General features: G+C 61.4%; 14 protein-coding genes. 7 read left to right on the top strand and 7 right to left on the bottom strand.

What is annotated here, in order from left to right; all coding sequences use genetic code 11:
* Positions 1–43 precede the first annotated feature (43 nt).
* Positions 44–892 (bottom strand): arylamine N-acetyltransferase family protein, encoded by an 849-nt coding sequence (locus VVD49_RS04535; RefSeq protein ID WP_327597941.1) that lies wholly within the window; start codon positions 890–892, stop codon positions 44–46.
* A 237-nt stretch (positions 893–1,129) separates the two neighbouring features.
* Here VVD49_RS04535 and VVD49_RS04540 point away from each other — a divergent pair, with 237 nt between their 5' ends.
* The 3 genes from VVD49_RS04540 (at position 1,130) to VVD49_RS04550 (ending at position 3,482) form a co-directional block, all read left to right on the top strand.
* A complete protein-coding gene (locus tag VVD49_RS04540; RefSeq protein WP_327597942.1) occupies positions 1,130–2,062 on the top strand; it encodes a histone deacetylase family protein in 933 nt (310 codons plus the stop codon).
* A gap of 194 nt (positions 2,063–2,256) precedes the next feature.
* Entirely contained in the window at positions 2,257–2,808 is a 552-nt protein-coding gene (locus VVD49_RS04545) for a hypothetical protein (RefSeq protein ID WP_327597943.1), read from the top strand.
* 122 nt (positions 2,809–2,930) lie between these two features.
* Positions 2,931–3,482 carry a DNA-3-methyladenine glycosylase gene (locus tag VVD49_RS04550; protein ID WP_327597944.1) on the top strand — a complete coding sequence of 184 codons (552 nt, stop codon included), beginning with the start codon at positions 2,931–2,933 and terminating at the stop codon, positions 3,480–3,482.
* A 210-nt stretch (positions 3,483–3,692) separates the two neighbouring features.
* On the opposite strand, the gene VVD49_RS04555 is transcribed toward VVD49_RS04550, so the two are convergent.
* Entirely contained in the window at positions 3,693–4,925 is a 1,233-nt protein-coding gene (locus VVD49_RS04555) for a phosphoglycerate kinase (protein WP_327597945.1), read from the bottom strand.
* Between the two features lie 513 nt (positions 4,926–5,438).
* Here VVD49_RS04555 and VVD49_RS04560 point away from each other — a divergent pair.
* The 4 genes from VVD49_RS04560 to VVD49_RS04575 all read left to right on the top strand — a co-directional run bounded on the left by VVD49_RS04560 (position 5,439) and on the right by VVD49_RS04575 (position 9,306).
* Positions 5,439–6,878, top strand: a complete 1,440-nt coding sequence (locus VVD49_RS04560; protein ID WP_327597946.1) for a hypothetical protein — start codon at positions 5,439–5,441, stop codon at positions 6,876–6,878.
* 172 nt (positions 6,879–7,050) lie between these two features.
* A complete protein-coding gene (locus tag VVD49_RS04565; protein WP_327597947.1) occupies positions 7,051–8,313 on the top strand; it encodes a nucleoside recognition domain-containing protein in 1,263 nt (420 codons plus the stop codon).
* A 109-nt stretch (positions 8,314–8,422) separates the two neighbouring features.
* A complete protein-coding gene (locus tag VVD49_RS04570; RefSeq protein ID WP_327597948.1) occupies positions 8,423–8,857 on the top strand; it encodes a DoxX family protein in 435 nt (144 codons plus the stop codon).
* Positions 8,854–9,306, top strand: a complete 453-nt coding sequence (locus tag VVD49_RS04575) for an SRPBCC family protein (protein ID WP_327597949.1) — start codon at positions 8,854–8,856, stop codon at positions 9,304–9,306. The genes VVD49_RS04570 and VVD49_RS04575 overlap by 4 nt, the downstream gene beginning before the upstream one ends.
* A 113-nt stretch (positions 9,307–9,419) precedes the next feature.
* Here VVD49_RS04575 and VVD49_RS04580 read toward each other — a convergent pair whose 3' ends face one another.
* The 5 genes from VVD49_RS04580 to VVD49_RS04600 form a co-directional block, all read right to left on the bottom strand.
* Positions 9,420–10,391: a M14 family metallopeptidase gene (locus tag VVD49_RS04580; RefSeq protein ID WP_327597950.1), complete on the bottom strand. Its 972-nt coding sequence runs from the start codon at positions 10,389–10,391 to the stop codon at positions 9,420–9,422.
* Positions 10,392–10,472: 81 nt separating this feature from the next.
* On the bottom strand, positions 10,473–11,510 hold the full coding sequence (locus tag VVD49_RS04585; RefSeq protein ID WP_327597951.1) for an alpha/beta hydrolase family protein: 1,038 nt from the start codon (positions 11,508–11,510) through the stop codon (positions 10,473–10,475).
* Between the two features lie 132 nt (positions 11,511–11,642).
* Entirely contained in the window at positions 11,643–12,710 is a 1,068-nt protein-coding gene (locus VVD49_RS04590; RefSeq protein WP_327597952.1) for a CobW family GTP-binding protein, read from the bottom strand.
* A gap of 32 nt (positions 12,711–12,742) precedes the next feature.
* Positions 12,743–13,393, bottom strand: a complete 651-nt coding sequence (locus VVD49_RS04595) for a GIY-YIG nuclease family protein (protein WP_327597953.1) — start codon at positions 13,391–13,393, stop codon at positions 12,743–12,745.
* Between the two features lie 16 nt (positions 13,394–13,409).
* Complete coding sequence (locus VVD49_RS04600; protein ID WP_327597954.1) at positions 13,410–14,207, bottom strand: ZIP family metal transporter; 798 nt, start codon at positions 14,205–14,207, stop codon at positions 13,410–13,412.
* Positions 14,208–14,253 lie beyond the last annotated feature (46 nt).

Here is a 14,253-nt window from a genome sequence, read left to right on the forward strand (position 1 = left end):
CATCGCACCGGCACCCGGCTGTAACGCCGGGGGGCTGGTTTTGTCAGATGTGCCCGCCACGCAAGACGACGCGCGCCAGCGCCGCATCCGTCGCTTCGTCCTGCGGGACGGCGATCGCGAACACCTCTTCGAGCACGCGGCGTAACTCGCCCGCGTCATGCAATACCTGCTTCTTCTTGCCCGCCGCATCACGTAGCGACAGGTGGTTGTTGAGCAGGGTGTAGCGCGCACCAGCCGGCGCACGCGCGACGAGCAAGTCGTTCACGAAGCGCGAAGTGGGATGCGTGCAGGCAAACCAGTTGGGGCCTTCGTAGTCGATGGCGAGCTGCTCGGTCAGGTCGAAGCGGTAAAGCGCACGCCATTCGTGGCCGAGGCCGGCCTGCACGCAGATGTCTGCGTCAGTCCGTACCAGGCGGAAGCGTTCGTGCGGCGTTGCCTGTTCATCCTGCGTATCCAGCCGCAGCGGCGCGCTCATCACCAGCCCGCCAAAACCCACGTCGACAAGGTAGCTGACCCCTTCGAGATCGACACGCAGCACCATGTGCGTACGTGGCGTCAGCGTGCCTTCCGGCGCAAACCACATCACGCGCGCGACCAGCCCTTTCACCGTGAAGCCGAGTTTCTCGAGCACGCGCTTGAGCAGGCCGTTGTGTTCATAGCAATGGCCACCGCGGCGGTTGCGCGCCAGCTTGGCAAACACTGCGTCGGGCGCGAGGTTCACCACGCGCCCGCTGAGCGGGTCGAGGTTCTCGAAGGGAATGGCTTGCGGATGCAGTGCATGCAAGGTCGCCAGCGTTTGCAGTGTCGGCTTGCCGTCGCCACTGTAGGCAATGCGGGTGAAGTAGTCGGCGAGGTCTTCGTCGCTAAGCGGAACAGCTATGGGCATGGTCATGAAGAAGTGAGCGCAGACAGTCGGGAGCTTGCGGCCTTGATACGATAGCGCGCAAGTGTTGCAGACTCTGATGGCCTGCGAAGACAGGCTCGGTTCGCTCGCGAACGTTCGCGCGCTGGCGCAAAGTCGCAAGACTCCCGCCGGAGCCTTCGCACCAAACCCCTCTCACGCAAGCGGACAAACCACACCCAGGCCCGCGCCCTTGAGAACCCGATCCGGATTGCCAAGAGTTTTCCCATGCTGCTGTTCTATGCCGATCATTTCGTCCTGCCCTTGCCGCCGGAGCACCGTTTCCCGATGGACAAGTACCGGCGCCTGCGCGAACGCCTGATGGCGAGCGGGCATTTCGCGGCGGCGGATTTCCGCGAGCCGCCGGCTGCCAGCGATGTGCAGCTGGGCCGCGCGCACGACGCGGATTACATCCGCCGCGTCAGCGAAGGCGCCTTGAGCACGGCTGAAGTACGACGCATCGGATTTCCCTGGACACCGGCCATGGTCGAGCGCTCACGACGCTCCTCCGGCGCCACCATCGAGGCCGCGCGCGCCGCCTTGCGAGGACATCGTTGCGCGGCGAACCTCGCCGGCGGCACGCATCACGCGCACTACGATTTCGGCAGCGGCTTCTGCGTGTTCAACGACTCGGCCGTCGCCGCGCGCGCCATGCAGGCCGAAGAAGGCGTCGGCCAGATCGCAGTGATCGACTGCGACGTACACCAGGGCGACGGCACGGCGGCGATCCTCGGCGCGGATGCCAGCATCTTCACCTTCAGCATGCATGGCGCGAAGAACTTCCCCGCCAACAAACAGCAAAGCGATCTCGACATCGAACTCGACGACGGCTGCGACGACACGGCCTACCTCGATGCCCTGCAGCGCGGGCTGGATACGGTGTTCACGCGCTGCCGGCCCGAGCTGATCCTCTACCTCGCGGGCGCCGACCCCTACAGCGGCGACCGCCTCGGCCGCCTTGGCGTGAGCAAGGCAGGTCTGCGCCAGCGCGATGAAATCGTCATGCAGCGTTGCCTGGGCGAAGGCGTGCCACTGTCGATTGCGATGGCGGGCGGCTATGCGGACGAGATCGATGACATCGTGGATATCCACGCCACCACGGTACTCACCGCCGCGGCCATGTTCGATGGCCATTCCCGTGCTGAGCCCGCCTCCACCTGATCGGGGGTGGCAATCCACAGGCGTTCGTCCCGACCCCCGACGGCACGACATGACGCGACGGCTCGCGCCATGGACAGACCCACCCGCTGCGCCAGCTGCGCGGAGCGGTTACGGCCGTATGTACAGTTGTGAATCCATCAAGTCCGGCCCAGATTGAAAGTCCCTGGGCCGACCCCCTGCAAACGGAGACGAAGATGGCATCGACAGAAGAATGGGTGGAATGGGCACGCACCGCTGCGTTGCCATACTGGAGCACCGATCATCAGATGTTCCTGGAGGTTGCGATGGCGTGTTGCCGCCACTATCGCGATTCGGGCGACATGAGCACCGTGCCGGAACTGGCCAACGCCGAGCACTACTGGTTCATGCGCTGGTGGTGCTTTGCCTCAGCCGGCGCAGGGGGCGACATTGCCGCGACGCCTGTCGAAGTGCTTTCACCAAGCGTCGCGCAGGTCGTTGGCCGCGTTGCATCCTATTTGAGCGCGGCCGTAGTCGGCATGACGACCATGCAGCTGGCGAACGTCTGGAACGAGATAAAGCGGGTTCTTTTTGCGATAGGTCTCGAGCGCCTGCTCCCCGGTGGCGACGCCCCCGCTTCGCGTCCCAGCGTCACGCAATTGCTGTGGGCACTCAAAGGCTACGTCGACTCGCTCTCGCTGGATGCGCCCTACGCCGACCAGATGCGTTGGCAATTCGTGATCACGGAACTTCCCGACGGCTTTGCGGTTCCACCTCCATTGCGCTGAGCGCAGACCCTGCGGGCACGCCATCAGGCATGCCGCTTCCCGCGGCTGCCCCCGTGCACCGATCGGGCGCGGACCTCAAGGAGATCGACATTCAGGCGCGCCCCCACACACAACATCAAGCAATGAAGAAACTCACGCACGACTTCTACGTGCGCGACACCATCACCGTCGCGCAGGACCTGCTCGGCAAGTTGCTCGTGCATCGCATGGAAAGTGTCGAACGCATCGGCCGCATCGTCGAGGTCGAGGCCTATCTCGGCGCGCACGACCTCGCCGCACATTCCTCGAAAGGCATCACGAAACGCACGCAGGTCATGTACGGCCCGCCCGGTCGCGCTTATGTCTATCTCATCTACGGCATGCATCACTGCATGAACGTCGTCACCGAACCGGAGGGCAACGGCGCAGCCGTGCTGATCCGCGCGCTCGAACCGGTGGCGAACCTGCCGGGCAACACGAAGGGGCCGGGCCTGCTGTGCAAGGCCATGGGCATCACACGCGAACGCGATGCGCATGAGCTCACGAGCGATGATTTCTTCATCGCCGAGCCGGAGACAGCGGACCGCATCGGCATCATCAAACGGCCACGCATCGGCGTGGACTACGCCGGCGACTGGGCGCACGAGTTGTTGCGCTTCTACATCGAGGGGAATGCATTCGTTTCGCGGCGCTAGGCACAGAGCGCGCGATGTAGGAGCGGGCCCTGCCCGCGACCACGCAGCGCTCATCGTTGCCCTGGCGCTGGTTCGAACGCGTGATGTCGCGGGCAGGGCCCGCTCCTACAAAAGGCCCGCGCTGAGCTTGTGCCAGCGCACGAACTCACTGCGCAAATGCAAACGCCCCGTCGAGACGGGACGTTTTTTTGTCGCCGTACTAGCGCGCGATTACTTGTCGCTCAGAGCTTCCACGCCAGGCAGTGCCTTGCCTTCGAGGAACTCCAGCGAAGCGCCACCACCTGTGGAAACGTGCGAGACCTTGTCTTCCAGGCCAGCCTTCTCGACAGCCGCAACCGAGTCACCGCCGCCGACGATGGTGATCGCACCCTTGGCGGTCGCTTCGACCAGGGCGTGCGCCACGGCGTAAGTGCCTTCGGCGCTGGCATCGATCTCGAACACGCCCATCGGGCCGTTCCACAACACGGTCTTGGCATTGCGCACGATCTCGGCATAGCGGGCGCGCGTCTCGCTGCCGATGTCCACGCCCTCCTGATCAGCCGGGATGGCCGTGGCAGCCACTTGCACGAGGCCGTCCAGCGTGCGGGCATCGAAGTCCAGCTTCTTGGTCACCATGGTGTCGGTGGGCAGTTCCAGCTTGTCGCCGGCCTTTTCCATGAGTGCGCGAGCGAGGTCGATCTTGTCGCGCTCACAGAGCGACTTGCCGACTTCCAGACCCTTGGCAGCGAAGAAGGTGAAGGCCATACCGCCGCCGATGAGCAGCTTGTCGACCTTCGGCAGCAGGGCTTCGACGACGTCGATCTTGCCGCTGATTTTCGAGCCGCCGATGATGGCCACGAGCGGGCGCACCGGCTTGTTGACGGCCTCGCCGAGGAAGTCCAGCTCCTTCTTGAGCAGGTAGCCCGACGCGCGCGGCAGGTCGATGCCAACCACCGAGGAGTGCGCGCGGTGCGCGGTACCGAAAGCATCGTTGATGAACACGTCGCCCAGGCGCGACAGCGCGGCACGGAATTCCGTCACCTTGGCCGGGTCCGCCTTCACGCTATTGCCGTCCTTGTCCTTGGCCTTGCCTTCTTCCTCGAGGTAGAAGCGCACGTTCTCCAGCAGCACGACCTCACCGGCCTTGAGCTTGCCGACGGCGGCTTCCACTTCGGCACCAACGCAATCGTTGAGGAACTGCACCGGGCGGCCGAGCAGTTCTTCGAGGCGCTTGGCGACCGGCGCCAGCGTGTACTTGGCGATCTTCTCGCCGTTCGGGCGACCGAGGTGCGACATCAGCACCACCGAAGCGCCCTGCTCGATTGCGTACTTGATGGTCGGCAGCGCAGCGCGGATGCGCTTGTCGCTCTCCACAACGCCGTTCTTGACGGGCACGTTGAAGTCGACGCGGATCAACGCACGCTTGCCGGCAAGTTGCAGGTCTTCGATGAAAAGTTTGGTCATGGCGTATTTGTTCTCGGGAGAGGGATTCTGATAAGTGCGGGCATGTCAGTCTGCCCGTGAAAGATTGCAGGCAGCATGACGGCGATCGAACTGCCCGCAAAAATGCTTTGCAGGGCAAGGATGGTAGGCAGTTCGCAGCCGGCGGGCAAGCCTTGCGGCTCGGCAAGGGAGCTGGGCGTACGAGATGCCGCGCCTCCATGTAGCGAGAAATTCGGTCATTTCCCGTGCCTCAGCCAAGCGGGCACTCTTTCATCTGCTCGACCGGCCAGGAGCGGACGCTTGACCAACCTCCCAAGACGGCCTTTCAGATGCATATGGCGTATGCTTATGCCGTATCGGCGGGCTGCTGATTTTATTCCTGTTTAATGCAGCGAGAAACCGCAGGCAGTCGTCGCTGATCCACGAAGGACGCTACTTCCGCCGCATTCGTGCTGGAATGTTATCCAGCAATATTGCCGTTAAATTTATGGTTGGCCTTCACGATTTACCTCCGTCACCACCGGGAATAAAGAAATGACAGAAAAGAAGGAAATAGTTGTAGTTGATGCAGGTCACCTCGTTTCACCAATCGGTGAACTCAATGCACAGCTAGAGGGGTATCTGGTGAATGTTGGGCTCCCGGTAAGTGATGTTGTTGCTCCAATTGCCGAAAGAAAAAAGGTCATTGCACAACTCGCTGATGCTTTGGAAATTCTTCCGCGGGCCGATCGTGGAAAGGCCCACTATCTATCGCGTTTCACGATTGCGATTGCTGCCGGACTATTTGACGGTGCATTGAATTATCTTTGGGACGAAACTGTCAGGGCCCTTCGTCGCCAAGTCATTAGTTTTGATATTCAATATTTTTACTCGGTCGCTGAGAAAATCAGCTCCCGTTACAAGTCATTATCAAAGCCAGAAGAAATAGATCAAGTCAGCGAACACGATTTACTGGAAGGGTGCCGCCGGATAGGGTTAGTAACTGATGTCAACTACCAAAGATTGGAGCATGTGAATTACATGCGCAATCATGCTAGTGCAGCCCATCCGAACGACAATGAAATCGATGGCTACGAAATGCTTGGATGGCTAACGGTATGTCTTAAACATGCCATCACCGCAGAGCCTGACCATTCTCTGATTTCCATTAAGCAACTTCTCCAAAACATCCGGACGGTAACCATCCCTAGTGATGACTTTTCGGTAATCTGCTCCGATTTGGCAAAACAACCGCAGGAGCGGATAGATGACTTCCTTTGGACGCTATTTGGCATCTACACGGATGATAAATCCGCTCAGCACGCTAGAGACAATATTGAAGGCATTAGTCCGTCCGTCTGGATTGCAGCAACCGAAGACAGAAAATATGAAATTGGCGCCCGATTTGGAGTGCTCAGGAAAAATGGTGAAGTCGCAAAGAAGGACGCATGCCAGAAATTTTTGGAAGTGGTGGGCGGCCTCGCATATAAAGATGAAGACAGCCTTGCCGGAGAACTTATAGAGAAGCTTGAAAACCTTTATCGTGCGCACTTTGGATCAAACAATTTTTACAACGAGTATCCTCACGCGAAAGCACTGAATGATAGCTTGCCAGCGACGGGGAAAATTCCTCGTGCGGCACGGACAATGTGGGTCAAGGTAATTTCTATTTGCTATGTCGGCAACGGATATGGATACCGGCAAGGAGTTGATGAACAGGGCCTTCCGTATTACCAAAACTACATAAATAATTTCACCGAAGGGGATGCAGTCGAATTCATCAAGCTTTTTTTTGAACCCGAGTTTGCCAGCCCTCTTTCACGAAGCACACCAGATAAGCGAGTCCGTGATTTAGCAACGAATTTGAAGGCCAAACACACGAACGTCCATTTGCAGCGAGCGCTCGACCTAGTCATTACGGCACCAGCGAAGACTTTGTATGGCCTCTACAACACTACTGACTTTAAGAATGTCGTGCCAAATCTTCCCGCCTAACAAATAATTCCACTGGGCGCTGCATGATTAAATCACGCAGCAAGTAGCCCGAATGCAGGCGCAGCCGAAATCCGGGGCCTTTCCTGTGGTCCGTGCGCATCCCCGGATTCCGCTTCGCTGCATCCAGGCTACAAAAACCACGAAAGCCGGGCAGCGCATTTACACTGCGCCCATGGTCCTCAACTTCATCTGGCTGTTCTTCTTTTTCGGCGCCTTCGTCGCCTGCCTTTTCCACTGGCTGGTGCTCGGTGATGCGACGATCTTCAACAAGGTCGTGCAGGGCTCGTTCGAGATGTCGAAGACGGCTTTCGAGATCGGGCTGGGGCTGACGGGCATCCTGTGTTTCTGGCTGGGCATCATGAAGATCGGCGAGAAGGCCGGTGCGGTGCAGATGCTCGGGCGCCTCGTCGATCCGCTGTTCCGGCGACTCTTTCCCGGCATTCCTTCGGGCCACCCGGCGACGGGCTCGATGCTGATGAACATCAGCGCGAATCTGCTGGGGCTCGACAATGCGGCGACGCCGATGGGCCTCAAGGCAATGAAGGAGTTGCAAGAGCTCAACGAGCAGGAGGCGGCGCGCACGGGTGGCGACAAGGAAGCTGCGTCAGACGCGCAGGTGCTGTTCGTGGTGCTGCATTCGAGCAGCCTGACGCTGTTGCCGGTGGGCATCATGACTTACCGCGCGCAGCTCGGCGCGGCGAATCCGGCTGACGTTTTTCTCCCCATTCTGCTGGCGACTTTCTTCAGCACGATGGCTGGCCTGGTGTCGGTGAGTTTCTTCCAGAACATCCGCCTGCGGAATCCTGTCGTCATGGCCTGGCTGGTGGGCCTGACGGTCGCGGTGCTCGGCACACTCTGGTACTTCATGCGCCTCTCCGCCGAACAGCTTGGCGCGACGAGTGCGCTCATCAGCGGGCTGGTGCTGCTCGGGCTCATCGTGGCTTTCATGAGCATGGCGGTGCGCAAGCAGATCAATGCCTTCGAGAGCTTCATCGAAGGCGCGCGCGAGGGCTTCAACACGGCCATCATGGTGGTGCCCTATCTCGTCGCGATCCTCGTCGGTATCGCCGTGTTCCGCGCCAGCGGTGCGATGGATTTCCTCATGCAGGGTCTCGCCGCCGGGCTCATCGCGCTGGGTGCGCCGGCCGACATCGTGCCGGCCTTGCCGACCGCCTTGATGAAGCCGCTGTCGGGCAGCGGTGCGCGCGGCATGATGATCGACACGATGAAGACCTTCGGCGCCGACAGCTTCGCCGGACGCCTCTCCTGCCTGTTCCAGGGCGCGACGGACACCACCTTCTACGTCATCGCCGTGTATTTCGGCTCAGTCGCCATCCGCAAGACACGCCACACCCTGACCTGCAGCCTGATTGCCGACCTCGTCGGCGCCATCGCAGCCATATGCATGGCCTATCTGTTCTTCCCGCCACGATAGCTTCTGCCTGCGAGGACTGAATCCACCTGCCGCTTCCGCCCGTAACAGGCAAGAGGGCAGCGGGAACCGGACTGGCCGCGGCCGACTCATACCGGGACGGGAGACAGGCATGCGGCAGCTCAGGTATCCATACGCCAGCACGGGCTCTGCAAAGCTTCTGGCCGTGTTCTTTGTCGTCGCCGGCAGCCTGCATTTCCTGTGGCCGCAGGCCTATGCGCGCATCGTGCCGCCGTGGGTTCCACTGCCACTGGTCATGGTCTGGCTCAGCGGCGCCTGCGAGATTGCCGGTGGGCTGGGCGTGCTCGAGGCGCGCTGGCAGCGCCTGGCGGGGCTGGGTTTGATTGCATTGTCGCTGGCGGTATTTCCTGCCAACGTACAGATGTTGCTCAATGCACAGGCGGCACACGCCTCGCCCGTGGCGCAAACGCTGCTCTGGCTGCGCCTGCCAATGCAGCTGCCGCTGATCTACTGGATCTGGCGCACAACCCTGGCACGGGCAACGCGGCCCGCGTTGCAAGGCATGGATATGAGGATGGACAGATGAGTGATCTGACGACTTCAAACGACCCGACCGATGTACGGGTGATCTATGCCCTGCGGCAGCCTGCAGAACGCGTCTTCAATGCTTGGCTGATCCCGGATCAGGCGGGCAAGTGGCTGTTCGCCACTGACACGGGCCAGATGCTGAATGCCGAGATCGACGCGCGCGTAGGCGGCACCTTCCGCTTCGTGGACCACCGCAATGGCGAGGACGTGGAGCATGTCGGCGAGTACATCGTGATCGAGCGACCGCATCGCCTGGTCTTCGATTTCGCCGTGCCGAAGTACAGCGCGTTGAAGACACGTGTCGCCGTCGAGATCGAAGCGCAAGGCACCGGCTGCGTGCTGAGCCTGACCCACGCCGGCGTGCCGGAGGAGTATGCCGAGCGCACCCACACGGGCTGGATGAAGATCCTCAACGGCCTCAGCGCCAGCCTGGCGCCGCTGCATTAAACGTCTGTCCACGATCTCCGAAAGATGTTCGTCATCCCGGCAAAAGCCGGGATCCAGATCGCACGTCCAGTACTGGATCCCGGCCTTCGCCGGGATGACGTCCTTTGGGGGAATTACACCGCGCGATCGCTCGGCTCAGCGAAGTAGAACCACTCGTTGCCCGGCAGCGAATTCGGGTTCGGGAACACCACGAAACCATCGCCCGGCGCACCGACGATGCTGCCGTCATGGCGCTTGCCGATCGGCTCGCCCTTCTTGATCGGGTCGAAACTCTTCCAGGGCTTGATGAAAGCATCTTCCGGATGCAGACGGTCGATAACTTCGGCGAGGCGCAACACTTCTGGTGCGGGATGTGGCTCGGGCGTCGGTGCATCGATCAGGCCGAGCAAGGCCAGGGTGTTGCGGATGGCCTGGTATGCCACTTCCGGTGCAGCGGGGTCGGCATGCTGGCCGCATTCCAGCGTGATGGCATAGCCGCCCTTGCTGCGCATGTACTCGGTGGTGCCGACGCCGTAGCTCGGGTCGGTGCTGAGCATCTGCGCACGCATGTCGGCGGAGGCATAGGCGAGGCGGTTGGCGACGCCGCGCGCATAGGTATCGAGCCAGCCTTCGACGATGCGGCGCGGGCCGAGGCGCACGGCCAGCGCCTCCTCCTCCTTGGCGTGCGTGAAAGGCTCGAGATCGCCGCTGTTATTGCGCGGGCCGAGCATGGCAAACGCTTCGCCGGGCGTGTGGAAGGAGTGCAGGTCGAGCAGCACGTCATTGCTCGCCAGCAAGGGGCACAACACATTGGCGATGCGGTCTTCGTAGTCGACCGGCTCCGTGTTCGGGCGCAGGTTGCGGTTGAGGTTGCGGTCGCCCATGCGTTGCTGCAGCTGGTAAGCCAGCGGATTGGTGATCGGCACGAACGTGACCTGGCCGCACTTGAGCGTCAGCTCGCCGATGTCGAACTCGGCCACGATGCGCTCGATGCCGCGCGCGCCACACACCTCGTTGCCATGCACCGCGCCCAGCACGAGCAGTTTCGGGCCGGGCTGCAGACCGGCAAAGGTATGGATGCGCAGCGCTGTGGTGTTCTGGGTCATGGTGCAGTTCGCGTCAGACAGAATCGGAAGGGGATGTATGGTGGCACGGATCCACGCTCCGCGAACACTCCGCGGACGTGGCTAGTGCGTCGCTACGGCCAATGGCAGCAAGGACGGTGCCTGGAAACTATCGAGTATGTCGGCGTGCTGGCGCTGCCAGCCCGTCACGCCCTGCCAGGCATTGGCATCGACGAATTGTTGCCGCAGGAAGGCGCGTGTAAGCTCGCTGGTGGCCTGTTTGACGAGGGGGTTGAGGGCCACGCCGCCGGTGTTGCTGCGATCGGTGAACATGCTGTGCGAGCCGCCCTTGAACACCGCGAGGGTCTTGTCCTGGCTACCGATGGCGTTGAAGATCTTGATGCGGTCGCTGACGTCGGAATAGTAGCCGGGAATCTCGATGACGTCGGCCGTGCTGGTGATGTGCAGGCTGGGCACGCGGATGGTTTGCAGGATGGGCGTGAAATCGTCCTCACCATAGAATGGTGGCGACGAAATGAGGATCGCCGCCTTGATGCGCGCATCGCTCAGCGCGAGCGTGTCGCCGTTGTGCACCACATGCGCGCCGGCCACCAGCATCGCCGTGTTGGCGCCATAGGAATGACCCGCCACGGCAATCCTGTCGCTGGCGATACGAGAGGCCTGGGGCGACGCCAGCAACTGGTCGAGCGCGAAGCGCATGTCTTGCGCGCGTGCCATCGCCTCGCCCGCACCTGCGGCCTGCTGCAACTGCCACAGCACGCCGATGCGACTGCCTTGCCACACACTGCGATCGCTGCCCACGTGCTGCACATGCAGGCTGGCAATGCCGTGGCTGGCCCAGTCGTCCGCCAGATAGCTGTAGCCGTTACGCGAGCCGCCCATGCCATGCGAGAACAGCACCAATGGCACACGCTCACTCTTTGCAGACGCCTTCGGCAGGTACAGACGTACCGGCACGGCGCGCTGGCGCGACTGGTCGAACCAGTCCAGATCGATGACTTCGTACGCCGCGGCGTAGCGCGAGAAGACCGGCGTGTTGGAAGTAGCCTGCGGGCTATTGGCCCAGGGCAGCGGCGCACAGGCCGCGAGCAGCGCGAAAGCGCTGGCAATGATGAGAGTCGTGCGCCAGAGAAATTTCATGTGCGGTTTGGCCGACACTTTCCGGATTCGTTCTGCAATTTCTTGTGACCGCCTGGCTGCACAACCCTGATGCCCACCGCCTCGGACGAAGGCCCGACCGGCATCGCACTCGCTTCGGGACGGTGTGCGCACTCAGTCACGGCTGCCGGGCAAGGGATCGGAGGGGCCACAGAACGCCGCAAAAGCCTTGTCGAGCACGCTGCGCGGCAGGTCGCGCACGATGAACACCAGTCGCGAATCGTGATCGTCATCGGGCCACGCCGGCAGGCTGCTGTCAGGGTAGCGCTCGTGTTGCACGGCATGGATGACGCGCGGCACGTCTTCGCCACGCACGGCCAACAGGCCCTTCACACGCAGGATGCGGTCACCGACGACGGACTGCAGGGTGTCCATGGCGCGCGAAAAGTCGGCCCAGGCAAAGGGCTCGTCAAAACGCAGCAGGTAGGTGCTCACGCTTTCGTCATGCAGGGCGGGACGTGCAAAAACGCCACCGCGCGCGCGCAGACGTTCCTGCTCGTCGATCGCCACCTCGCCCAGCCAGCGCCCCACGTCGGCTGTCTTGCTCACGGGGTCGTAGAGGCTCATGCCTTCCAGCAAGCCTGTCGGCAGCTTGCCAGGCTCACTCTGCCAGCATTGCGCCGCCGGGTTGAGCGCCACCACGCGTTCCTCCGCTTCGGCGATCTGCATGCTGTCGGCGAGGTCGCACTTGGTCAGCACGATGCGGTCGGCCATGGCCACCTGCTTCACCGCCTCGTCATGCTGGCCGAGTTGCCAATGCACGTTGCGGACGTCCACCGTCGTCACCACGCCTTCCAGGCGGAAGCGCTCGGCAAGGAAGAAGTCGCGCATCAAGGTGTGGATGATGGGCGCCGGATCGGCCAGGCCGCTGGTCTCGATCACCACGCGGTCGAGGGCCTTGATGTCGCGTTGCAGGCGGCGCATGAACAGGTCGCGCAGGCTGCGCGCCAGATCGCCACGCACCGTGCAGCACAGGCAGCCGGACTCAAGCAGGGTGATCTCTTCACTGACCTGCTGCACCAGCAGATGATCGAGACCCACCTCGCCCACCTCGTTGATGAGCACGGCACTGCCCGCCATCGCCGGGTCGCTGAGCAGTGTCTTCAGCAAGCTGGTCTTGCCGCTGCCCAGAAAACCGGTCAGCAGCGTGACCGGGATGCGGGGGTCATGCTTGTGGGTCAAGAACTGCTCCTGCACTGATGTGTCCGGTCCAGTCAGAGGCTCGACTGAATACCCATGTGAATCTCCACTATCGGCTTCACATACTTCAGACAACTACTGGTGAAGAACTCTCGGGACTTGTTAATGCGGTACGGATCCAGCAATTTATGGAGCGCGTGTTCAAGCTCCGCGTAGTTCTTCGTCTCGAACACTTCAATTACGCGGAAGCGAAGGGGAACTCCGGTGGTGTAAAGCTGCGTAATGCGGGCCTGCACGTCACCGGTCGTGATACCTATCTTTACGATCTCTTTTCCATTCGGGTCAAACAAGTTTGTACCCAGGACATACAAGAACCCTACCCCTTTCTCCAGCCTGTCGAGATCTTCAGTCCCGATTTCTTCATCGCTCTCTTCGTCGGGCAGCGCATCGGAATACATGCTCAGCCGTTGCGGCTTAACCGACTTATCAACGGACACCTCTGGAGCGTTGCGTGAAGTCACATAGATTTGCGCCAGAAGCGCATGGTCCAGATCGGTGTAATGACCTTTCTCTACGTTGCGAACGTGGGACGCTGTTCCGTAAAAAGCCGGATAGCTGGTTTTTATGATGTCCCGAATCTGTTGAGGAGTGAGCCCTTCACGATGATCAGAGAGAATCACTCGTAACACATCAACGAAATTCACATGGCTGCTGTCTGGCTGCATGCTCTCTCCGGCTTGTTCAATGCCCATGAGACAAAGAGACCACTGCAATCATGACCACACCCGCCACCATGTAGCCGGTCTGCCACATCGAAGTGGCACGATGGCCTTCACGACGCAGCATAGGCAGCAGGTCCGAGATGGCGATATAGAGGAAGCTCGCCGCAGCGACGGTGAGGATATAGGGCAGCATTGCCTGCGTCTGCGACAGGGCGAAATAGGCAATGACGCCGCCGAGCACGGCTGCCAGGCTCGACACCGCGTTGAACAACAGGGCCCGCGCATTCGACATGCCGGATGCACGCAGGATGGCAAAATCGCCCGCCTCCTGCGGAATCTCGTGCGCGATCACGGCGAAGGCCGTGCTCCAGCCCAGTGCCGGGCTGACGAGGAAGGCAGCCGCCAGCAGGACGCCATCGACGAAGTTGTGGAAGCTGTCGCCGATCATCACCGACACCACTGTGTTGTGGCCGACGCCATGGCCGTGATGGTGGTGGTGATGGTGGTCATGCGTCGGGCAGTGGTGGTCGTGCCCCTCCTCATCCGGATGCGAGTGCCGCCACAGCGCAATGCGCTCCAGCCCGTAAAAACTCAGCAGGCCAATGAGCAGGGTGGCGAACAGCTTGTGCGGTTCGACGCCCGACTCGAAGGCCTCCGGCAAGACATCCAGTAGCGCCACGGCGAGCAGCACGCCGGTGGCGAAACCCACCAGACGCGGCATCCAGCGTTGCGGAAAGCCCGCCAGCAGCAGCATTGCCGCAAAGACGCTGAGCAGGCCGCCCATCAGCGTGGCCAGAACGATGTTAAGCAGGGTCATGCGGGGAGAGTCCTTGTGATTGTCTCGTTGTTCGATGCGCCGGCCG

Origin of the sequence: Uliginosibacterium silvisoli, assembly GCF_036017035.1 — a bacterium.
GTDB classification, from domain to species: domain Bacteria; phylum Pseudomonadota; class Gammaproteobacteria; order Burkholderiales; family Rhodocyclaceae; genus Viridibacterium; species Viridibacterium silvisoli.